Here is a 20,251-nt window from a genome sequence, read left to right as displayed (position 1 = left end):
GGGGAGGGACTCATGGCAGACGGATTCAAGGTCGATCTGGGTGCCTTGGACGACGCGGCCTCAGGGATCACGAACACCCTGGCGAAGCTGCAGTTCAAGAAGGTCAGCGACCTCGACCCGAAGAAGGAGGACTTCGGGCACGGCCACCTGGCCGACGTCGTCGAGAAGTTCTGCACCCGCTGGGAGCTCGGCGTGGAGAACCTGGCCAAGGACGCACAGTCCGTCACGGCGCGGCTGAACGCCGCCGTGAAGGCCTACCGCGAGGTCGACGGACACGTCGTCGGCCACTTGAACGGAACCCTCAGCCGTGACAGCGGCGAGGACCCGGGGGCGAAGTAATGGCGAAGGAACTGGGCAGCACGTCCGACCCGAAGGAGCTCGTGCCGGGCGATCCGGAATCGATCTCCTCCACCTGTGCCTGGCTGAAGAGCTACGGGGACACCCTGCACTCGACCGGCGAGGGCCTGAAGAAGATCGACACCGTCGAGGGGTGGTCGGGCAAGGCCGGCGACGCCTTCCGGGAGGCCTTCGAGGGCGAGCCGGGCAAGTGGCTGGAGGCCGGTGACTGCTTCCACAACGCCGCCACCGCGCTCACCGCCTACCAGTCGACCCTGACCTGGGCACAGGGGCAGGCGGCCGAGGCGATCCGGCAGTGGGACGCCGGCCAGAGCGCCAGCAGCAAGGCCAAGGGCGACCACCAGGACGCGGAGAAGAACGCCGGCCACGAGCTGCCGTTCACCGACCCCGGCGAGAGCACCCGCAACGGCGCGAAGGCCACGCTGAACAACGCCCGCGGCCAGCTCAAGTCCGCCGGTGACACGGCGGCGAAGACCGTCGCCACCGCGCGCGACAAGGCTCCCGAGGAGCCGGGCTTCTGGGACGGCGTGGGCGACTTCTTCTCCGACGCGGGGGACTTCCTGCTGGACGTCGGCCAGGTCGCCGTGGAGGACCTCGCCTCGGTCGGCAACGCCATGCTGCAGAACCCGGGCGCCGCCCTGGAGGTCGCGGGCGGGCTCGCCCTCGCCACCCTCGGCGCGGGCGGCGAGGTCCTCGGCGTCGGCCTGGACCTCACCGGCGTCGGCGCGGTCGTGGGCGTGCCGGTCGGCGTGCTCTCGGCCGGCGTCATCGCCACCGGCCTCGGCGTGGCCGGCATGGGCGCGAGCGAGATCGGCAAGGACGCCATGGGTTCCAGCCGGGTCCACATGGAGGGCGAGGGCGGCGGCGGTGGCAGCGCGTCGAGCGAGCTGCACACCCAGCCGTCGAAGGGGGTGGACCCGGCCGCGACACCGGAGGGGCACACCACCAACATCCCGAAGAACGCCGACTCGACGACCGTCCGCGCGTTCCAGCGGGAGAACGAGTCCGCCGAGATCATGGCGCGCAACGGCTACAAGGTCGAGCAGAACCCGAACGTCACCGGGACGACCAAGAACCCCGACTACCGCATCGAGGGCGAGGTGTTCGACTGCTACGCGCCGACCGCCTCGAACCCGCGCTCCATCTCCACCGGCATCCAGAAGAAGGTGGACTCGGGGCAGGCCGATCGCATCGTGCTGAACCTCTCGGACAGCGGTGTCGACGCGGCCGCCATGCGCAAGCAGCTGCAGGACTGGCCGATCGAGGGCCTCAAGGAGATCAAGGTCATCGACTCGACCGGCAACGTCGTCCACTTCTACCCCTAGACAGAGCGAGAGAGACGCCCAGCATGGCCATTGCCTACAGCCTCGACCTGGTGACGCCGCTCACCGCGTCCGAGGTCGCCCGGAAGCTCGACGAAATCGCCCGCCCGCAGGGCCTGTTCGGCGCCGAGGAGGACGCCGGCACGCTGATCGGTGACGGCGCCGTCACCGTCCACGGCACCTGGGTCCGGGTGGTCGCGACCAAGGCGATCCCGTGGGGGGACCCGCTGATCGGCGGCCGCCCATTCGGGGCGACCGTCTCGGTGGCCTTCCGCCTCGACAAGGACACCGACATCTCCGGCCAGCAGGACGACACCGTCCGGCTGACGCTCGGCCTGCTCGGCCAGGTGACGGGCGACGCCGTACTGCACCTCGACTACGAGGACGTCTGGCTGGTCCGCCAGGGCGGCGCGCTGAGCCTGAGCGAGCGCTCCGACCTCTGGCCGGCGCAGCGGCTGGCCGCCGTCCCGCAGCCCTACCGGCGGGAGACGCAGGACTTCTTCTTCCCGGAGGACTGAGCCGCCTGACGTTCGCGGCGAGGCCCCTGCCCTGGGTTGGGCGGGGGCCTCTGCGGTGTCCGCTCAGGTGGGTATGCGGTGGCGGCCGGAGTGGGTGGGTCGTTCCCGGATTTCGGGGCCGTAGTGGCCGGCCTGGCGGGCGATCCAGGCGTATTCGTGGGTGCCGTCGGGGAGTTGGCGCAGTTCCCAGCGGCCGTGGCGGGTGATGGGCGGGGGTGGGGGCTGCTGGTCGTCGTTGATCTTGAGGGCGGTGATGACGCCGAGGGCGACGGTGGTGAGGGCGAGTGCGAGGAGGGTGAGGAGGGCGGCGCCGATGAGGAAGTCGGCGGTGCCGGTTCTCATCGGCGGATTCCGAGGACGCGGTGGCCGAGGTGGGCGGCGAGGGCGTGGAGGAGTTCGTGGGCCTGGTCGCGGGTGAGGGGGAGGGCGAGCTGTTCGCCGGGGCCGGTGTGGATGTCGAGGTCGACGGCGAGGCGGAGCTGGACGGTGGCGTCGGGGGTGTGTTCGACGGCGAGGTAGGCGACGGTGGTGCGCTCGGTGTGGATCGCTTCGGTGATCAGGGGGATCAGGACTCCCACGGCTCGTTCCTCTCGGTGTCGCGCAGCAGGTTGAGGAGGTTGAGGAGGGTGGCGAGGGGGGCGTTGCCGAAGTCGACGAGGATGCGGCCGTCGACGGTGCTGTGGTGGGTGGTGGCGGAGCCCCACTGGATGCCGAACCTGGCGCCTCGGGTGTGGAGTTCGCCGAGGAGGGTGGTGATCTGGGCGTGGGTGTAGTCGCGCATGCGGGGGTCGTCGGGCGCGATCGGGGTGCGGTTGATGGTCACGCGGCGGCGTCCAGCTCGAACCAGACCGTCTTGCCGCCGCGCTTGCGGGGGTCGGCACCGAAGCGGTGGGTGAGGGAGCGCACGAGGTGCAGGCCCCGGCCGGAGAGCTCGTAGGGGTCGGCGCTCTGACGCGGCTCGGGCAGGACGGGGCTGTCGTCCGCGACGGAGACGCGCAGGGTGCGGCCGGAGTGGAGGACGACCACGACGGTGGGGGCGGGGGTGGCTCCGTGACGCCAGGCGTTGATGTACAGCTCGCACAGGGCGAGTTCGGCGTCGTGGATGAGGTCGTCCGGCCAGGCGGCCAGGGCGAGAGCGTCGCGCAGCTCCTCGCGGGCGGCGGACCAGTCGGGCGGTTCGGGCAGCGTGAAGGCACACATGAGGGACCTCCGGAAAGAGGATGCGGTGGGGTTCGTCGACCGGCGGAGTCGTCGCCGTGAGCCAAGCCAGAACGGGACCGGGATGCCACGCATGGCTGCTCTGCGGTGCGAGGGCAGCAGGCGCCTACTGCCCTGGAAACAGGCGTTACTGACGATCCATCGGATCGATGTGAGAACGACGATAGCCCACAGGGCTTGAAGTTTTAGGCGAGTACTGAAAAATTCACTCTCGGGTGGCCAGCACCCCCAGCCCCCCGGATGGACCCACATGCCGCCAGCGCGGCAGACTGGCCCCACCGCCCGCCGAGAGGACGCCATGGCTGTTCGCACCAACCCGACCCTGCGTCAACGTCGGCTGGGCGTCGAGCTGCGGAGAATGCGAGAACAGGCCGGCCTTGGCGGCAGCCAGCTCGCCAAGATGCTGGGCATCAGCCCTGGGCAGATGACTCAGATGGAGACCGCGAAGATCGGCGTCAGCCCTGAGCGGCTCCGCACAGTAGCCACAGCATGCAGCTGCGCCAACCAACCACTGATCGATGCGCTCGCCGAGATGGCCTCGGACCGCCGAAAGGGCTGGTGGGAGGAGTATCGCGGAGTTCTCCTGACGGACTTTCTTGATGTCGCGGAACTTGAGGGCCGCGCCGCTCGCCTCGCAGTCAGCACCACCACGTACATGCCCGGCTTGTTCCAGACCAAGGCCTACGCATCTGCAGTGTTTGCTCGGGTGGTTCCGCCGCTCCCGCCGCAAGAGATCGAACTCAGGACCGCCTTTCGCATCAAGCGGCAACAGCTCATTCGCTCTGGCAGGACTCCCCTACAGGCATTCGTTCACGAGGCTGCGCTGCGCATGCAGTTCGGCGGCCCACGGGTTCTCGCCGAGCAGCTTGACGCCCTCCTCGAAGACTCCGAGCGACCTGGCATCTCTGTCCGGGTCGTACCGTTCGCTGTCGAGACCTTCCCTGGCGCTGGCGAGAACCTCACCTTCGCCGAAGGCCCTGTTCCTGAGCTGGACACCATTCAGATGGACGTATCCCAGGGTGCACTCTTCTTTGACTCGCTGGCTGACCTGGCCAAGCATCGAGTCATCTTCTCGCGCCTGGACTCCACCGCCCTGCCCGAAGAGGCCTCGCGAGAGTTCATCCGATCCATCATGAAAGAAGTGAAAGCCGCGAATGCGTAACTCAAAGTGGCAGAAGTCCAGCTACAGCGCATCGAACAATGAGTGCATCGAGGTGCGCGCTGCCGACGGCATGGTCGAACTCCGCGAGTCCGACACCGGCGACGTCATCGTCCGTACCACTCCGGCCAAGTTCGCCAAGTTCCTCCAAGGCATCAAAGCCGGCGAGTTCGACCACCTCACCACCTGAACCGACGGCGGCCCCTCGCTCACCCGAGCGAGGGGCCGCCGTCGTTCCTCAGTTCCACTTCATCGCCGCGAGATCCCGACGTCCTCGTCACAGCACTCCCGCTCAATCCGGAACGCAGCGGTCGGCTCTTCTCACAGCACGGGCACGCAGATCTCGCAGAGGTGGGCCGCAACCATCTCCGGGCGGTACCGCTCAAGGACCGGCCGTGCCACGTCGAGGCCGAACCCTGCGTCCGTCAACTCGCGGAACAGGACGGCCCAGGCGCGCGACAACCCCTCGGCGGTGTGCGCGACCGTGCGAACCGCGTACCGGCCGCCGACGAGCCGGCCGTCCTCGACCTCGCCATCCCGGGCCCCGGTGTCATCCGGCACGACGAGGCAGACGTCGTACCTGCAGCTCTGGGGCGGCGTCCGCGCGGGGTCGTCCCGGGCGATCCCCATGACCACCGAATCGGCACGGAGCAGATCGTTCGCAACAGCCCATTGCTTGAGCCTTTCCATCTGCGCGATATTCTCGGGCCCGTACGGGCCGACGCGCCTCATGTACGCAATCCGGAATTCCGGGATTTCTTCCACCGTGAACACAGCCCCTCCTCCGTCCGGCCGGTGTGAATCCCAACGGTAGCAAGGTATAAAAGCTCTTCCGGTCGACAAATAAAACGAAACCAGCCGGCCCCACACTCCAGGGGCCCCGCCTCCGACATCGCCCAGCCCCATCGCCGCGATCCCCAGGTACGACTCCCCCGCTGGACTCGATCGACGAGGAACGCCGTACGAACCCTTCAAGCCCGGTTCGCCACGGACGGGATGGTGCACAGTCGGCCGGATTCGGTCACGTCACGACCCGAACCACCTTCCGGCCCCTCGCTCGCCCGAGCGATGGGCCGCCGAACAACCCTGGCCGCCAGGGCACTTGCCCCCAACGCAACAGAGCCGCGGAGTGGGAAGTCGGCCCCGCCGACTTCCCACTCCGGCCGCGGCAGCGAGGTCCGGGCCGGGCCTCGGGTGTTGGCGCTACTCCTTCGCGGCGCGGCGGCAGGCGTCTCCGGCGATGACGGCGGGGACGTAGTCCTCCCGCAGGAGGTGGCAACACTGCTGGAAGGCGGCCTGGCCCCCGGCCGCGCCGACACCCAACCCGAGATCACTCGAAGGCGAGCACCGCCATGCCGGCAGCGAGGACGGCCGGGCCCGACCAGGGGCTGGATCGGCACCTCTCACCCGAGATACGGAGTCACCCCGAGCCCCAAGTGTTGAACCCGGAGACGCCGACACCCCTTCACGAGTCCTGCTCATTCGCACACCCCCACCTCACACAGAGGCCCGCCGGCTGTGGATACTGATCCACGCGCGCCAAACGGATGATCATCACATCTGTCCGGCACGGGGTGCCCGGCGCGCCTACACATCAGCTGTTGGGGGAACCAAGTCGTGTCCAGCGGACGCCGCGTCGGCCTAGCCGCCGCGCTCGTGAGCTCCACCGTCATCGGCTCCGTACTGCCGGCCGTCGCCGCGCACGCCGAGGCCACCTATCTCTACGTCAACAACCGCAGCGAGGCCTGCTCGGACACCGGCCCGGGTTCGCAGAGCCAGCCGTTCTGCAGCATCCAGACCGCGGCCGACACCGCCCAACCCGGCCAGACCGTCCGCATCGACGGCGGCGGCGACTACCTGGAGCAGGTCACGCTCACGAAGTCGGGTACTCCCAGGAACCCGATCACCTTCGAGGGCCTCGGCGAGCCCGCCCTGACCCCACCGACCAAGGTATTCGGCAACGGTGGACAGCAGCCCCACGCCTTCGTGCTCGCCGGCGTCCACGACATCGCCATCAAGCACCTCTCCCTGGAGACCGGCGAGGAGGCCGTCCTCGTCACGGACTCCGCGCGGATCACCGTCGACGGCACCACCATCGAGTACTCGGGCAGGCTGCGGGACAACGACCCCCGGCCCGCCATCCGCGTCTCCGGAAAGACCAGCGACGTCACGGTCAGCCGCAACCGGATCGAGGGCAGCGGCGGAGCGGGTGTCAGCGTCGAGGCGGGTGTCACCGGGACGGTCGTCACCACGAACGCCCTCCTGGCCAACCGGGGCGGTGCGATCGCGATCACCGACGCCCCCGGCACGGTGGTGAACGGCAACTCGATCGGCGACGGCTGCGCCGCCGGGATCGCACTGAACGGCAACTCCGCCGGCGCGACCGTGGTGAACAACGTCGTGGTCCTGAACATCGCCGGGTACTGCCACACTCCCGGCAGCGGCCTGCTGGTCACGGCCGGATCCACCGAGGGCACCCGGGCCGACTACAACGTGGTCTTCTCGCCCGCCTTCATCGGCGCCCCCTACACCTGGAACGGCTCGGCGTACTGGAGCCCGACCGACTTCGCGAACGCGGTCGGCCAGGGCAAGCACGACCTCGCCACCGATCCGAAGTTCCAGCTCTACGGCGCGGGCAGCGGCCAGGTCGCCCCCACCGCCGACACCCCGGTGATGGACTCGGCCGACACCACCGCGCCCGGCCGCCTGGACACCGACATCTTCGGCCACCCGCGCGTCGACGACCCGCTGGTGCCCAACACCGGTACCGGCGGCGGCATCCAGGACCGCGGCGCCGTCGAGCGCCAGAACCCCTTCTACGTGTCGCTCGACGACAGCAACGGCCTGCCCGGGCGCCCGCTGGACGTCCTCTTCAGCGGCGGCGCGAACTCGCCCTGGTACCCGGCCACGACGACCCTGGACTTCGGGGACGGCTCTCCCGTCCTGTCCGCGCCGACCCTGCCGCTGGCCCACACCTACGCCCCGGGCAAGTACACCGCCACGCTGACCGCGAAGGACACCAACGGCCTCGTCAAGCAGGCCGTCACCGAGGTCGACGTGCAGCCGGCCGGCCCGCTGGCAGCCAACGTGTCGATCTACCGCACCCCGCAGGCCCAGCGCATCGCGGTGTACCTCGACCAGGTCCGCAGCCCGTGGCCGGTGTCCTCCTACACGCTCGACTTCGGCGACGGCCAGAGCGCCACCGGCGCCGGCCTGCCCGGCTCCCAGCCCGTCGAGCACGTCTACACCAAGCCCGGCCAGTACAAGGTGCGACTGACCGTCACCGACGACCACGCGCGGACCGCGACCGGCGACAGCAGGGTCGGCATCGACTTCAGCGTGCCCGGCGAGGTGCCGATCGCCGGCCGCTGGTCGGCCGGGAAGCCCGCGACCAACGGCATGTTCACCGACGGCCTCTGGGCCCTGCGCTCCACCGGCCAGGGCGGCTGGGCCGACGTGGCCACGCTGCAGTGGGGACAGGCCGGTGACCTCCCGGCCGTCGCCGACTGGGACGGCGTCGGGTACGACCAGCTCGGTCTCTACCGCTCCGGCACCTTCGTCCTGCGCCACGCGGACGGCAGCGCCACCACCGTCCCGTTCGGTGAGCAGGGCGACATCCCGGTGCCCGGCTACTGGGACGGCAACGGCCACGCCCAGCTCGCGATCTACCGGCCGAGCTCCGGGATGTTCGCCGTCCGGCACGACGACGGCAGCGTCACCACGGCCGTGTTCGGCAACCCGGGCGACACCCCGGTGGCCGGCGACTGGGACGGCGTCGGCCACTTCCAGCTGGGCATCTTCCGTTCGAGCACCGCGACCTTCGCACTGCGTCACGACGACGGCTCCGTGTCGACCGCGGTGTTCGGCAACGCGGGCGACCGGCCGATGGTCGGCGACTGGTTCAACAAGGGCCGGATGAGCTACGGCATCTACCGCCCCAGCGACTCGACGTACGCCCTCAGCGGCGCGTACGCGGGCACCTGGGGCTACGCCGGCGTGCTGTACTGACCGGCCGGCAGCCATGACCACGGCCCCCTCGCTCCCCGGGAGCGAGGGGGCCGTCGTGCGCCGCGGACCGCCCGTCAGTGGTCGACGGTGACCACGATCTTGCCGACCTGCGTGCCGGCCTCCAGGTAGCGGTGGGCCTCGGCGATCTCGTCCAGGCCGAGCACGCGGTCCACCACCGGGGTGAAGGCACCGCTGCGCAGACCGGAGGCGACGAAGGCCTCCGCGCGGCGCAGCCGCTCCGGGTCGCGCGTCGTCTCGTGCAGCGTGTAGCTGCGCATGTTCAGCGCGGGCATGCCGATCTCGAACGCCGGGTACGGGGTCGGCTCGCCGCTCAGCCACCCGTACAGCAGCAGCGTGCCGCCGGGGGCGACCGCCTTGGCGAGGTCCGCCACGCCGGGGCCGGCCACGGCGTCGAAGACGAACTCGGCGCCCCGGCCCGAGGTCAGGGCCAGCACGCGCTCGGAGACGACCTCCTCGTCCGTGACGATCACCTCGGCCGCGCCCGTCTTGAGCAGGGCGTCCCGCTTGGCCCGGGTGCGGGTGGTCGCGATGGGCACCGCCCCCACCCGCCGGGCGATCTGGATCGCGGCCAGGCCCACGCTGCTGGAGGCGGCGGTCAGCACGACGGTGTCGCCCGCCCGCAGGCCGCCGACCTCCACCAGCGCGCCGTAGGCCGTCACGTAGGGCATCCAGACCGCCGCGCCCTCGACGGCGCCGAGACCGGCGGGCCGGTGCAGCACCGCGGCCGCGGGGACGATCGCGCGCTCGGCGTAGACGGGGTAGTCGTTCATCGAGAACGCGGGCACCACGCTGACCGGCTGCCCCGGCTCGAACCCGGCCACGCCGGCCCCGACGGCCTCGACCACGCCCGCCGCCTCGGCGCCGAGCCCGGCGGGGAACTGCCGGGGGGTCTCGATGTAGGTGCCACTGCGGAACAGCACCTCGGCCCGGTTGATCCCGATCGCGTCCACCCGGATCAGCAGCTCGCCGGGGCCGGGCGCACCGACCTCCACGTCCTCCAGCCGCAGCACCTCCGGCCCGCCGTGCTCGTGGAACCGCACCGTCCTGGCCATCGCGCATCGCCCCCTTCCGATCGGTGACGGCGGTGCGGAGTGCGCGCCGCCGCAGCTCACTGAATCCGAAAGTACGTCAGCTGTCAAACTTTGATGACTGTCGTACTTTGATGGCTGCCGTACCATGACCGCGAGAGACAGGGACATCGATGGTGACAACGCAGCGCAACGGGCAGCGGGACCGCACCCCGCCACACCCGGACGTCCGGGAGATCGACCTTCAACAAGTCCTGGAGGCCGTGGTCGATCCGGTCCGCCGCCGGATCGTCGCCGAGCTGGACGCCGCCGCCGAGGACCTCGCCTGCGGGACGATCGACCTGCCGGTCAGCAAGTCCACCGCCACCCACCACTTCCACGTACTGCGCGAGGCCGGGCTCATCCGCCAGTACTACCGGGGTACTTCGCGGATGAACGCGCTGCGCCGCGAGGAGTTCGAGGAGGCCTTCCCCGGTCTGCTCGGCGCGCTGCGGGTCGAGCGCGAGCGGGGCCGAACCGGCCCGTCGGCCGCTCAGCCCGGCCCGCCCGCGGCGTAACGCGCCGGCGGCATGCCCACGGCCGCTGTGAAGTCACGGGTGAGGTGCGCCTGGTCCGCGTAGCCGAGGTCGGCGGCGAGCGCCGCCCAGTCCACGTCCAGGCCCTGGTCGGCGCGCCGGGCCGCCTCGTGCAGACGGGCGCGGCGCAGGACCCACTTGGGGCTCGCGCCGACGTACTCGGCGAAGAGCCGCTGGAGCCGGCGGACGGAGACGCCGAACTCCGCCGCCAACTCGTCCACCCGGCGCAGATCGGACCCCGCGGTGACGCGCTCCACCATCGCGGCGGTCAGCTCGGCCGAAGGGTCCGCCACCGGCTCCGGCAACCGCGCGAGCAGGAACGCGTCCACCGACCCGACCTGCTCCGAACCGCCCCGGAGCACCGCCTCGTTGAGCCGGTCGACCGCCGGGCCGAAGACGTCCGCCGCCGGCACCACCCGGTCGGCGAACCCGGCCGCCGGACGGTCGCTGAACGGAGCGAGCCCACCCGGCCGGAACTTCACCCCCAGCACGTGCCCGGCCCCCTCCAACCGTCGGACGAACAGCGACCGGTCGACCCCGTAGACGCCGGCCCGCGGCGCCTCGAAGACCAGGTGGACGTTGGGGTGGGCGAGCACCTTCTGCTCGTGGCACGGCAGGCCGCGACGGTCCCAGCGCACCAGCCAGTAGAACTCGACGAGGCGGGCCAGCCCGGGAGCGGGCTCGTACCGGGCCAGGTCGACCACGCCCGCCGCCCGCCCGGGGTGGAGCACACCGGGCCCGAGACCGGGCGATCCGGGACCGGGCGATCCGGGGCGGGCGGAGCCGAGGTCGGGTGAAGCCATGCCGCCAGGCTAGCCGTCGCGTTTGTTCAAGACCCCGCACCGCCCGCCGGCCCAGGATCGGTACATGAACGGTCATCCGCTGCACCCCCTCCTCGCCCGCGCCGCGACGGAAGCCGCGCGCCTCGCCCACGGCGTCCGGCCCGAACACCTGGACGGCCCCACCCCCTGCGCGGAATTCGACACCCGCGCACTGGTCAACCACTGGGTGCTCTACACGTCCCACGGCCTGGAGCACCGGGCCCGCCGGGAGCCGCTGCCACCGGAGCTGACCGAACGCGACTTCACCGCCGACCCCGCCTGGGCCGACGCCTACGCGGCCCAGCTGGACCGGGCCGTGGCGGCCTGGGCCGACCCGGCGGTCTGGGAGGGGGACGTGGACCTGGGCGGGACGGCGATGCCCGCGACGGCCATCGCGCGGATGCTGATCAAGGAGCTGGTGGTGCACGGCTGGGACGTCGCCCGGGCCACCGGCCAGCGGGCCGAGGTCGCGGACGACCTGGCCGCAACCGTCCTCGGGGTGGTCGAGGAGTACGCCGAGATCTACCGCCAGTACGGCGGGTTCGCCGCCCCGGCGGCGCTGCCGGCCGACTCCTCCCTGTTCGACCGCGCCCTCGCCGCCTCCGGCCGCGACCCGCTGTGGACTCCCGCCCCGGCGAACGCGGCGCCGGTCGTCTGAGCCCCCCCGGGGGGGGAGCGGGCCCCACCGACCGCACTCCTCAGACCGCCGGCCCGCCCAGTGCGCCGCGCACCATGCGGGTCACCCCCGGGACGGCCGCCCGCAGGTCGCCGTCGAGGCCGACGTTCTCGCCCGCCAGCGCGTCGTAGGTCTCGAAGCCGGTGAGCACGAACAGCACCGCCGCCGCGTCCTGCGGAACGCCGTCGAGCCGGCCGGTGAGCACCTCGGCGCCCTCGCGCCGCCGGGCGTCGCGCTCGCGCACGACCCGGCCCACCTCCTCGTCCAGGGCCGCCAGCGCGCGCAGCCGGCGGGTGCAGACGCGGTCCACCGCCCAGAAGCCGCCCATGACCTCGACGAAGCGGTCCACCGCCGGCCAGGGGTCGGGCAGGGTGAAGGCCTCGACGATCCGGGCCATCCCGCCCTGCTCGGCGAGCGCGTCGCAGATCGCCTCCAGCAGACCCGTCTTCGAGCCGAACTGGTAGTAGACGGTGGCCCGCGCGACATCGGCCCGCCGGGCCACCGCGTCCAGCGACAGCGTGCCCTTCTCGGTCAGCTGGGCCCGCGCGGCCTCGACGATCCGCGCGCGCGTCCCGTCCACGTCCGCCTGCCGCTGTCCCATCCGGTAGGACCGGGGGCTCATCGCGCTCGCCTCCACTCGCTCACCCCGCCGCCGGTGACGCCGCCGTCGGGCTCCTCGTGAACAGGCAGTATCCCCGACGGGCCGGGCCGACGGACGCCGGGAGCGGTCAGACGATGACCCGCCCGCCGCTGACGTCCAGCGTCTGCCCGGTGATCCACGAGGACGCGGCGGAGGCCAGGAAGAGCGCGGCCGCCGCGATGTCCGCCGGTTCGCCGAGCCGGCCCAGCGGGTGGGCGGCGGCCACCGCCGCCCGCACCTCGGGCGGCATCGCGGCGGTCCGCTCCGTCCGGACGGCACCCGGCGCCAGGGCGTTGACCCGGACGCCCGCGCCCGCCACCTCCAGGGCGAGGTGGCGGGTGAACATCAGCACCCCCGCCTTGGCGGCGGCGTACGCGGCGGAGGAGCCGCTGGGCAGCCGGCCGGCGGTGGACGCCATGGTGATCACCGAACCGCTGCCGCGCTCCAACAGGCCCGGCAGGAAGGCCCGTACGGTGAGGAAGGTGGCCGTGAGGTCGGTGTCCAGGACGGCCCGCCAGTGCTCCTCGGTCTCCCGGACGGTCGGCACGGGGTAGCCGTCGCCGCCGGCGAACGCCGCCAGGACGTCGACCGGGCCGAGCCCGTCCTCGATCCGGTCCGCCGCCCGGGCGAGCGCGGCGGCGTCGGTGCAGTCGGCGGCGAGGCCGAGCGCGTCGGCGCCGGCCGCGCGCAGTTCCCCGGAGACGGCGGCCAGGGCGGCCTCGTCCCGCCCGAGGACGGCGACCGCCGCCCCCTGCCGGGCGAACGCGTGAGCGGTCTCCGCGCCGATGCCGCGGCTGCCCCCGGTGATCACGACGACCTTTCCGGCCAGGTCGGGGTAGCGAACTCCCATATGCCATCGCTCCTTCGGTCGGTCTGTGGTTCACTTGGTTTCAGTCATACAGTCTGTCTGAATGAATGGCAAGGCCGATCGGCACCGCTCCCCGACGCCGAGGACCCCGCCGGGAACCGCGACCCGAAGCCCTGAACCCCAGCTCCGAGGAGGACTCAATGAAGCTCGCCGTGGTGGGCGCCACCGGACGCACCGGCCGCCTGGTCGTCGACCTCGCCCTGGCCGCCGGGCACACCGTCACGGCGGTGGCCCGCACACCGGACCGGTTACCGCCCTTCGCGCACGGCACCCCGCGCATCGCACAGGCCGACGTCGGCCGGCCCGGCTCCCTGCTCGAACCGCTGGCCGGCCAGGACGCCGTGGTCTCGGCCCTCGGCACCACCGGCCGGACGGCCACCACCGTCTTCTCGGACGGCGCGCGGGAGTTGGTGTCCGCCGCCCGGGCCGGCGGGGTGGGACACCTCGTGGTGATGTCCTCGGCGGGGCTGGAGACCGGCCATCTCCCCTTCGCCCAGCGGGTGGTGACGCGCCTGGTGGTCGACCGGCTCTACCGGGAGATCCACCACGACCTGGCCCGGATGGAGGCGGTCCTGCGCAGCTCCGACACCGCCTGGACGGTCGTCCGCGCCCCGATGCTCAAGGACGGCCCGCCGGCGGCCGCCCCGCGCGTCTCCTTCGACCTCCCACTGCCCGGCGCCGGCACCGCCACCCGTGCCACGGTCGCCGCCTGGATCGTCCGGCACCTGGGCGTCGCGGCGACCTTCCGCCGCCGGATCGCCATCGCCGACGGCTGACTCCCCCGTACATCGACGAAAGGCTCAACCCTCCGGCTGGGCGCGCTTCTTCAGCGCCATGGCCAACAGGAACACCGCCGACAGCACCGCCGCGAGCCGGATCACGCCGGGGGCGGCCGACCAGGCGATCTCGCCGGCCGGCTGTCCGGGCTGGAGGCCCCCGCCCCAGCGGCCCTGCGCACGGCCCCAGTACCAGAGACTGGTACCGCTGATCGTCGCCAGCGGGATGCCGAACACGGCGAACTTCCGGGTCAGATCGCTCAGTTGCCGTGACATGTAGCCGAGGGCCCAGCCCACCAGCATCACCACGATCTGGCCGCTGACGGCGCCGCCGACCAGCGTCACCGAGGCGAGCAGCAGCAGCGGGGACGGGCGGCGGCCGGCCGCCGCGGACGGCTTCGGGGGCTTGCCGGCGGGCTCGGGCCGCGCCTTCCCCCGGCCACCGCCCCCGGCCTTCGCCCTGCCGCGGGCCTTCCGGCCCTTGGCCGGGGCAGGCTCGGCGGACGGCTCGGCGGGCGCCTCGGCCTCGGTGTCCGCCGCCGCCTCCTCGGCGTCCGTCGGCTGCTCCGGGATCGGCTTGATCGCCGCCCCCGGGCCGTCCGAGAAGTTGAGCATCACCAGATCCCAGCCACCCGTGTCGGCGGACGCGTACAGCTGCGGCGGCGGCAGGGCGTCCGGGTCCGCCGGCGCGTCCCGGACCGACTCCGTCACCCAGGGCGAGCCCGGGTCACCCGGCCCGGCCGACGCCCTCGGCCGGGGCAGGGAGGACGGGGAGGGCGGCGGGGAGGACGGGCGCGCAGGCACCACCGGCGCGCCGGCCGCGTACACGCTGTCCTCGTCCGCCGGACCACCGGCGCCCCCACCGCCCGCAGCACCCGCACCGCCGCCCGACGGCTCGCTCCACGGCCCGCGCTTACGCCACCACTCGCCGTCCGCCATCACCCAGCACCCCGCCTCACCCGAGCCCGTCCCCGAAGACCTCGAAGGACCGCGCGAGGCTCCACCGATCCCCTCGGATCCCCGCTGATCGTGACGCTACCCACCCGGCCCCCGCCCACGCGAGCCCGTCCCGCCCAGCGGCACGAGCACGGACCCGAACACGGGCGCCACCACCCCGCCCACCGGCGCAACCACCCTCCGACGACGGATCCCCACCGACACCCGACGCGACTAACCTAGGTCGAATGACCACACAGCAGGGCCCCCAACGCACCGGCAAAGCGCCCGCCGGCCCCCGCACCCTCGCCGAGGAGCTCCGCAGCCGCGCGGACGACGACCTCGCCGCCCTGCTCCGGTCCCGCCCCGACCTGCTCAACCCCGTCCCCGGCGACCTCACCCAGCTCGCCGCCCGGCTCTCCTCCCGCGCCTCCGCGCTGCGCGCCCTGGAGCGGCTGGACCGCTTCACCCTGCAGGTCGCCGAGGCCCTGGCCGCCGCCCCCGACGGCGCCTCCCCGGCCACCGTCCGCACCCTGCTGACCGGCCCCGCCAAGGTCAAGCCGCACCCGGGCGCCACCCCGCTGAGCGCCGCCGACCGGGCCGCCGTCGCCGCCGCCCTGCCCCGCGCCCTGACCGCCCTGCGCGAGCGCGCACTGCTCTGGGGCCCCGACAACGGACTGCGGCTGGTCATCGCGGCCCGCGAGGCGCTGGCGCCGACCGCCGCCAACCCGGGCCGCACCGGCCTCGGCCCGACCCTCGCCGACGCGACCGCCGGGATGTCCCCGGCCCGGATCCAGCAGTTGCTGGTCTCCGCCGGGCAGCCCGCCACCCCCGACCCGGTCACCGCCGTCGCCGCGCTCTGCGACCTGTTCACCGACCGCGCCCGGTGCGACGCCCTGCTCGCCACCGCCCCCGAGCCGGCCCTGCGCCTGCTGGACCGCCTGGTCTGGGGCCCGCCCACCGGCACCGTCCCGGACGCCACCCGCCCGGTCACCGCGGAGGACGCGCAGAGCCCGGTCGAGTGGCTGCTGGCCCGCGGCCTGCTGCTGCCGAGCAGCCCCGGAAGCGTGGTGCTGCCCCGGGAGCTCGCCCTGCACCTGCGCGGCGGCCGCACCCACCGCCTGGTCGAGCCCGTCCAGCCCGAACCGGCCCCGGCCGGCGCCCCGCGCGACCCCCAGGCCGTGGACGGCGCCGCCGCCGGGCAGGCGTACACCGCCGTCCGGACGGTCGAGGAGCTGCTCGACCTCTGGGGCCTCAACCCGCCGCCGACCCTGCGCGCCGGCGGGCTCGGCGTCCGCGACCTCAAGCGCACCGCGCAGGCCCTGGAGAGCACCGAGCAGCAGACCGCGTTCTGGCTCGAACTCGCCTACACCGCAGGCCTGCTGGCCCCCGACGGCGAGGCCGACGAGCGCTGGTGCCCCACCCCGGCGTTCGACGGCTGGCTCCAGCAGGACACCGCCGACCGCTGGGCCCTGCTGGCGGCCGGCTGGCTCACCGCCACCCGCGTCCCCGGCCTCACCGGCAGCCCGGACGGCAAGGGCAAGCAGCGCGCCGCCCTCGGCCCCGAACTCGACCGCACCCTGGCACCGTCCGTGCGACGCGCCGCCCTCGCGCTGCTCGCCGAGCTGCCGCCCGGCACCCCCGCCACCGCCGACGAACTGCTGCCCACCCTGCGGTGGCAGCGCCCGCTGCGCGGCGGACCGGTCACCGCGCCGCCCGCCGCCAACGGGCACCCCACCAGCACCGGGGCGACCACGGCCACCGGCCAGGGACGCGACCTGCGGGACGACCTCACGGCCTGGACCCTCGCCGAGGCCGAGCTGCTCGGCATCACCGGCCGCGGCGCACTGGCCGCGCCCGCCCGCGCGCTGCTCACCGCCGAGGCCGACCCCGCCGAGGTGCTCGCCCCGCTGCTGCCGCAGCCGCTGGACCACGTCATCCTCCAGCCGGACCTCACCGCGATCGCCCCCGGCCCGCTGCTCACCCCGCTCGCCCAGGCGCTCGCGCTCTGCGCCGACATCGAGTCCAAGGGCGGCGCCACCGTCTACCGGTTCACCCCCGAGTCGGTCCGCCGCGCCCTCGACGCCGGCCGCAGCGCCGCCGACCTCCAGGCCTTCCTGGAGCAGCACTCGCGCACGCCCGTCCCGCAGCCGCTCAGCTACCTGATCGACGACGTGGCCCGGCGGCACGGCATCCTGCGGGTCGGCGCCGCGTCCTCGTACCTGCGCTGCGACGACCCGGCGCTGCTGGGCGAAGTCCTGGCCGACCGGCGCTCCGCCGACCTGCGGCTGCGCCTGCTCGCCCCGACGGTGCTGGCCTCCCAGGCCCCGCCGGACGTGCTGCTCGCCACCCTGCGCACCATGGGCTACGCGCCCGCGGCCGAATCCGCCGAGGGCGACGTCCTGATCACCCGCCCGGACAGCCACCGCACCCCGCCGCGCTCGGCCCCCGCCCCGGTGCCGGACGGCCCGCCGACACCGGACGACACCCTGCTCGCCGCCGCCATCAAGGCCATCCGGGCCGGCGACCGCGCCGCCACCGCCGTCCGCCGCGAGCCCGCCCCCGACCCGCGCCGGCTCCCCCGCACCGCGGCGGCCGAGACGCTCGCCTCGCTGCAGACCGCCGTCCTGCTCGGTGAGCGGATGTGGATCGGCTACCTGAACGCCGAGGGGATCGCCAGCCAGCGCATCATCGACCCGGTCAAGGTCGAAGGCGGCTTCGTCACCGCCTTCGACCACCACGCGGACGAACTCCGGACGTTCGCCCTGCACCGGATCACCGGTGTGGCGGAGCTGGAGGACTAGGGCGGCGGCTACCGCCCGCTCCCGGTCAGTGCCCCTGCTTGGCGGCCTGCTCCTTCGCCTTCTCCTCCATCGCCTTGTCGGCCAGCTTCGAGATGTCGCCCTGGCCGATCGGCAGGCTGCCGCCGCCGGCCGTGTCGGCGAGCAGGAAGGCGGGGGCGGCCAGCAGCCCGCCCGGGCCCTCGCCGATGCCCGCGAGGGCGTGGGCGGAGCCGGCGGAGGAGGCGGTCGCGGCGAAGGCCGAACCGAGGAGGGCGAGAGCGGTGAGGGCGCGCTTCGACTTGTTCATGCCCGGCACAACGACCGATCCGCCCACCGGTCACTGCCGACCGGTTGACGAGTCGGTCGTACCCGGCGTACTCCGGAAGGTGGGGGATCACGAAGGGAGCCATCGTGCTCGGCAACCAGATAGTCACGCAGACCACCACGGACACCGGCCGGCGGGTGCTGGCCACCACGGACGGCGTGCACCCCGTGGTCGAGGTCTCGTTCGAGGCGACCGGCGACGTACTCGGCGTCGGCGTCAAGGAGTTCGCCACCTACGAGTCGCAGCTGCGCTCGGACGGCACGCTGTTCGGCGAGGGCCAGGGCGTGGGCATGAGCGAGAGCGGCGAGACCTACAGCTGGCACGGCAGCGGCATCGGCCGCTTCACCGGCCCCGGCGGCGCCATGGCCTGGCGCGGGGCGGTCTTCTTCGAGAGCCAGTCCGAGTCCTTCGTCCAGCTCAACGACACCGTGGGGCTCTTCGAGTACGACACCGACGGCAGCGGCACGGGCAAGGTCACGGTGCACGAGTGGAAGTAGCCGCCCGGGTTCACCGCGCGATGCGCGACACTGGAGGGTCTGCGTCCCGACAGACCTGTCAGCCAGTGGAGGGCTTCCCCGCGTGAACGACGGACCGCTCATCGTCCAGAGCGACAAAACTCTTCTCCTGGAGATCGACCACCCCAGGGCCTCCGACTGCCGTCGTGCCATCGCGCCGTTCGCCGAACTGGAGCGCGCGCCCGAGCACGTGCACACCTACCGGGTCACCCCGCTCGGGCTCTGGAACGCGCGCGCCGCCGGGCACGACGCCGAGCAGGTGGTCGACGCCCTGGTCACGTACTCCCGCTACCCGGTGCCGCACGCGCTGCTGGTGGACGTGGCCGACACCATGGCCCGCTACGGCCGGCTCAAGCTCACCAAGCACCCGGTCCACGGGCTGGTGCTCTCCACCACCGACCGGCCCGTGCTGGAGGAGGTGCTGCGCTCCAAGAAGGTCGCCCCGCTGGTCGGCGCCCGGGTCGACCCGGACACCGTCGTCGTGCACCCCTCCGAGCGCGGCCAGATCAAGCAGGTGCTGCTCAAACTCGGCTGGCCCGCCGAGGACTTCGCCGGGTACGTGGACGGCGAGGCGCACCCCATCGAGCTGGACCAGAACGGCTGGCAGCTGCGCCCCTACCAGGCCCAGGCCGTCGAGGGGTTCTGGCACGGCGGTTCGGGGGTGGTGGTGCTGCCCTGCGGCGCCGGCAAGACGCTGGTCGGCGCCGCGGCGATGGCCGAGGCCAAGTCGACCACGCTGATCCTGGTCACCAACACCGTCTCGGCGCGCCAGTGGAAGCACGAGCTGGTCAAGCGCACCTCGCTCACCGAGGACGAGATCGGCGAGTACAGCGGGACGCGCAAGGAGATCCGCCCGGTCACCATCGCCACCTACCAGGTGATGACGACCAAGCGGAAGGGCGTCTACGCCCACCTCGAACTCTTCGACGCCCGCAACTGGGGCCTGGTCGTCTACGACGAGGTCCACCTGCTGCCCGCGCCGGTCTTCAAGTTCACCGCCGACCTCCAGGCGCGCCGCCGGCTCGGCCTGACCGCCACCCTGGTCCGCGAGGACGGCCGCGAGGGCGACGTCTTCTCGCTGATCGGCCCCAAGCGCTTCGACGCGCCCTGGAAGGAGATCGAGGCGCAGGGCTACATCGCGCCCGCCGACTGCTGCGAGGTCCGAGTCACCCTCACCGACTCCGAGCGGCTCGCCTACGCGACCGCCGAGCCCGAGGAGCGGTACCGGTTCTGCGCCACCACCGCGACCAAGCGCCGGGTGGTGGAGGCACTGGTCAAGAAGCACGAGAAGGACCAGACGCTGATCATCGGGCAGTACATCGACCAGCTCGACGAGCTCGGCGAGGTGCTGAACGCGCCGGTGATCAAGGGCGAGACCAGCAACGCCCAGCGCGAGAAGCTGTTCGAGGCCTTCCGGACCAAGGAGATCAGCGTCCTGGTCGTCTCCAAGGTCGCCAACTTCTCCATCGACCTGCCCGAGGCGACCGTCGCCATCCAGGTCTCCGGGACGTTCGGCTCCCGCCAGGAGGAGGCCCAGCGGCTCGGCCGCGTCCTGCGCCCCAAGGCGGACGGCCACTCGGCGCACTTCTACTCCGTGGTGGCCCGCGACACCGTCGACCAGGACTTCGCCGCCCACCGCCAGCGCTTCCTGGCTGAGCAGGGCTACGCCTACCGCATCATCGACGCGGACGACGTGCTGTAGCTC

General features: G+C 72.8%; 23 protein-coding genes. 12 read left to right on the top strand and 11 right to left on the bottom strand.

The window, feature by feature from the left end; all coding sequences use genetic code 11:
• The first annotated feature begins 12 nt into the window (after positions 1-12).
• From ACFVYI_RS10380 to ACFVYI_RS10370, 3 genes are read left to right on the top strand one after another with little or no spacing between them, the layout of a single operon-like run.
• Entirely contained in the window at positions 13-339 is a 327-nt protein-coding gene (locus tag ACFVYI_RS10380; protein WP_387883095.1) for a hypothetical protein, read from the top strand.
• Positions 339-1,682 (top strand): putative T7SS-secreted protein, encoded by a 1,344-nt coding sequence (locus ACFVYI_RS10375; protein ID WP_387883093.1) that lies wholly within the window; start codon positions 339-341, stop codon positions 1,680-1,682. The genes ACFVYI_RS10380 and ACFVYI_RS10375 overlap by 1 nt, the downstream gene beginning before the upstream one ends.
• 23 nt (positions 1,683-1,705) lie before the next feature.
• On the top strand, positions 1,706-2,197 hold the full coding sequence (locus tag ACFVYI_RS10370; RefSeq protein ID WP_387883091.1) for a SitI3 family protein: 492 nt from the start codon (positions 1,706-1,708) through the stop codon (positions 2,195-2,197).
• A 63-nt stretch (positions 2,198-2,260) separates the two neighbouring features.
• Here ACFVYI_RS10370 and ACFVYI_RS10365 read toward each other — a convergent pair whose 3' ends face one another.
• Genes ACFVYI_RS10365 through ACFVYI_RS10350 form a run of 4 tightly spaced genes read right to left on the bottom strand, consistent with a single transcriptional unit; the run spans position 2,261 to position 3,397 of the window.
• Positions 2,261-2,539, bottom strand: a complete 279-nt coding sequence (locus ACFVYI_RS10365) for a hypothetical protein (RefSeq protein WP_387883088.1) — start codon at positions 2,537-2,539, stop codon at positions 2,261-2,263.
• Entirely contained in the window at positions 2,536-2,775 is a 240-nt protein-coding gene (locus tag ACFVYI_RS10360) for a hypothetical protein (RefSeq protein ID WP_387883085.1), read from the bottom strand. Before ACFVYI_RS10360 ends, ACFVYI_RS10365 begins: the two co-directional genes overlap by 4 nt.
• Complete coding sequence (locus ACFVYI_RS10355; protein WP_387883083.1) at positions 2,763-3,020, bottom strand: hypothetical protein; 258 nt, start codon at positions 3,018-3,020, stop codon at positions 2,763-2,765. Before ACFVYI_RS10355 ends, ACFVYI_RS10360 begins: the two co-directional genes overlap by 13 nt.
• Positions 3,017-3,397, bottom strand: a complete 381-nt coding sequence (locus tag ACFVYI_RS10350; protein WP_387883080.1) for an ATP-binding protein — start codon at positions 3,395-3,397, stop codon at positions 3,017-3,019. Before ACFVYI_RS10350 ends, ACFVYI_RS10355 begins: the two co-directional genes overlap by 4 nt.
• A 316-nt stretch (positions 3,398-3,713) precedes the next feature.
• Between ACFVYI_RS10350 and ACFVYI_RS10345 the strand changes: the two genes are divergently transcribed.
• Both ACFVYI_RS10345 and ACFVYI_RS10340 read left to right on the top strand, forming a co-directional pair.
• Positions 3,714-4,577, top strand: a complete 864-nt coding sequence (locus ACFVYI_RS10345) for a helix-turn-helix domain-containing protein (RefSeq protein ID WP_387883078.1) — start codon at positions 3,714-3,716, stop codon at positions 4,575-4,577.
• On the top strand, positions 4,570-4,764 hold the full coding sequence (locus ACFVYI_RS10340; protein ID WP_387883075.1) for a DUF397 domain-containing protein: 195 nt from the start codon (positions 4,570-4,572) through the stop codon (positions 4,762-4,764). Before ACFVYI_RS10345 ends, ACFVYI_RS10340 begins: the two co-directional genes overlap by 8 nt.
• Before the next feature lie 131 nt (positions 4,765-4,895).
• Here the strand turns inward: ACFVYI_RS10340 and ACFVYI_RS10335 are convergent, their stop codons facing one another.
• Positions 4,896-5,348, bottom strand: coding sequence for a GyrI-like domain-containing protein (locus ACFVYI_RS10335; RefSeq protein WP_387883072.1), 453 nt, complete (start codon positions 5,346-5,348; stop codon positions 4,896-4,898).
• Positions 5,349-6,191: 843 nt separating this feature from the next.
• On the opposite strand from ACFVYI_RS10335, the gene ACFVYI_RS10330 reads away from it, so the two are divergent.
• Positions 6,192-8,582 carry a PKD domain-containing protein gene (locus tag ACFVYI_RS10330; RefSeq protein WP_387883069.1) on the top strand — a complete coding sequence of 797 codons (2,391 nt, stop codon included), beginning with the start codon at positions 6,192-6,194 and terminating at the stop codon, positions 8,580-8,582.
• Between the two features lie 74 nt (positions 8,583-8,656).
• Here ACFVYI_RS10330 and ACFVYI_RS10325 read toward each other — a convergent pair whose 3' ends face one another.
• Positions 8,657-9,655: a zinc-dependent alcohol dehydrogenase family protein gene (locus ACFVYI_RS10325; protein ID WP_387883066.1), complete on the bottom strand. Its 999-nt coding sequence runs from the start codon at positions 9,653-9,655 to the stop codon at positions 8,657-8,659.
• A gap of 149 nt (positions 9,656-9,804) precedes the next feature.
• On the opposite strand from ACFVYI_RS10325, the gene ACFVYI_RS10320 reads away from it, so the two are divergent.
• A complete protein-coding gene (locus tag ACFVYI_RS10320) occupies positions 9,805-10,188 on the top strand; it encodes an ArsR/SmtB family transcription factor (RefSeq protein ID WP_387883063.1) in 384 nt (127 codons plus the stop codon).
• Here ACFVYI_RS10320 and ACFVYI_RS10315 read toward each other — a convergent pair.
• Entirely contained in the window at positions 10,164-11,009 is an 846-nt protein-coding gene (locus ACFVYI_RS10315; protein ID WP_387883060.1) for a DUF6597 domain-containing transcriptional factor, read from the bottom strand. The two genes, ACFVYI_RS10320 and ACFVYI_RS10315, sit on opposite strands and share 25 nt — an antisense overlap.
• 64 nt (positions 11,010-11,073) lie before the next feature.
• On the opposite strand from ACFVYI_RS10315, the gene ACFVYI_RS10310 reads away from it, so the two are divergent.
• Positions 11,074-11,685 (top strand): TIGR03086 family metal-binding protein, encoded by a 612-nt coding sequence (locus ACFVYI_RS10310; RefSeq protein ID WP_387883058.1) that lies wholly within the window; start codon positions 11,074-11,076, stop codon positions 11,683-11,685.
• Between the two features lie 40 nt (positions 11,686-11,725).
• On the opposite strand, the gene ACFVYI_RS10305 is transcribed toward ACFVYI_RS10310, so the two are convergent.
• Both ACFVYI_RS10305 and ACFVYI_RS10300 read right to left on the bottom strand, forming a co-directional pair.
• Complete coding sequence (locus ACFVYI_RS10305) at positions 11,726-12,325, bottom strand: TetR/AcrR family transcriptional regulator (RefSeq protein ID WP_387883055.1); 600 nt, start codon at positions 12,323-12,325, stop codon at positions 11,726-11,728.
• Between the two features lie 106 nt (positions 12,326-12,431).
• Entirely contained in the window at positions 12,432-13,193 is a 762-nt protein-coding gene (locus ACFVYI_RS10300) for an SDR family NAD(P)-dependent oxidoreductase (RefSeq protein ID WP_387883053.1), read from the bottom strand.
• Positions 13,194-13,351: 158 nt separating this feature from the next.
• On the opposite strand from ACFVYI_RS10300, the gene ACFVYI_RS10295 reads away from it, so the two are divergent.
• Complete coding sequence (locus tag ACFVYI_RS10295; RefSeq protein WP_387883051.1) at positions 13,352-13,987, top strand: NAD(P)-dependent oxidoreductase; 636 nt, start codon at positions 13,352-13,354, stop codon at positions 13,985-13,987.
• A 24-nt stretch (positions 13,988-14,011) separates the two neighbouring features.
• Here the strand turns inward: ACFVYI_RS10295 and ACFVYI_RS10290 are convergent, their stop codons facing one another.
• The gene (locus tag ACFVYI_RS10290) at positions 14,012-14,926 is read right to left on the bottom strand and encodes a hypothetical protein (RefSeq protein ID WP_387883048.1); all 915 of its coding nucleotides are present in this window, start codon (positions 14,924-14,926) and stop codon (positions 14,012-14,014) included.
• Positions 14,927-15,171: 245 nt separating this feature from the next.
• Here ACFVYI_RS10290 and ACFVYI_RS10285 point away from each other — a divergent pair, with 245 nt between their 5' ends.
• Entirely contained in the window at positions 15,172-17,727 is a 2,556-nt protein-coding gene (locus ACFVYI_RS10285) for a helicase-associated domain-containing protein (RefSeq protein ID WP_387883046.1), read from the top strand.
• A 25-nt stretch (positions 17,728-17,752) separates the two neighbouring features.
• Here ACFVYI_RS10285 and ACFVYI_RS10280 read toward each other — a convergent pair whose 3' ends face one another.
• Positions 17,753-18,013 carry a hypothetical protein gene (locus ACFVYI_RS10280; protein ID WP_387883043.1) on the bottom strand — a complete coding sequence of 87 codons (261 nt, stop codon included), beginning with the start codon at positions 18,011-18,013 and terminating at the stop codon, positions 17,753-17,755.
• A gap of 104 nt (positions 18,014-18,117) precedes the next feature.
• On the opposite strand from ACFVYI_RS10280, the gene ACFVYI_RS10275 reads away from it, so the two are divergent.
• Positions 18,118-18,528 (top strand): hypothetical protein, encoded by a 411-nt coding sequence (locus ACFVYI_RS10275; protein ID WP_387883041.1) that lies wholly within the window; start codon positions 18,118-18,120, stop codon positions 18,526-18,528.
• Between the two features lie 82 nt (positions 18,529-18,610).
• Entirely contained in the window at positions 18,611-20,248 is a 1,638-nt protein-coding gene (locus tag ACFVYI_RS10270) for a DNA repair helicase XPB (RefSeq protein WP_387883038.1), read from the top strand.
• The last annotated feature ends 3 nt before the right edge of the window (positions 20,249-20,251 follow it).

It is taken from the genome of Kitasatospora sp. NPDC058218 (assembly GCF_042882445.1).
Classification (GTDB): Bacteria; Actinomycetota; Actinomycetes; order Streptomycetales; family Streptomycetaceae; genus Kitasatospora.
This window is presented reverse-complemented; position numbering and strand designations above follow the sequence as displayed.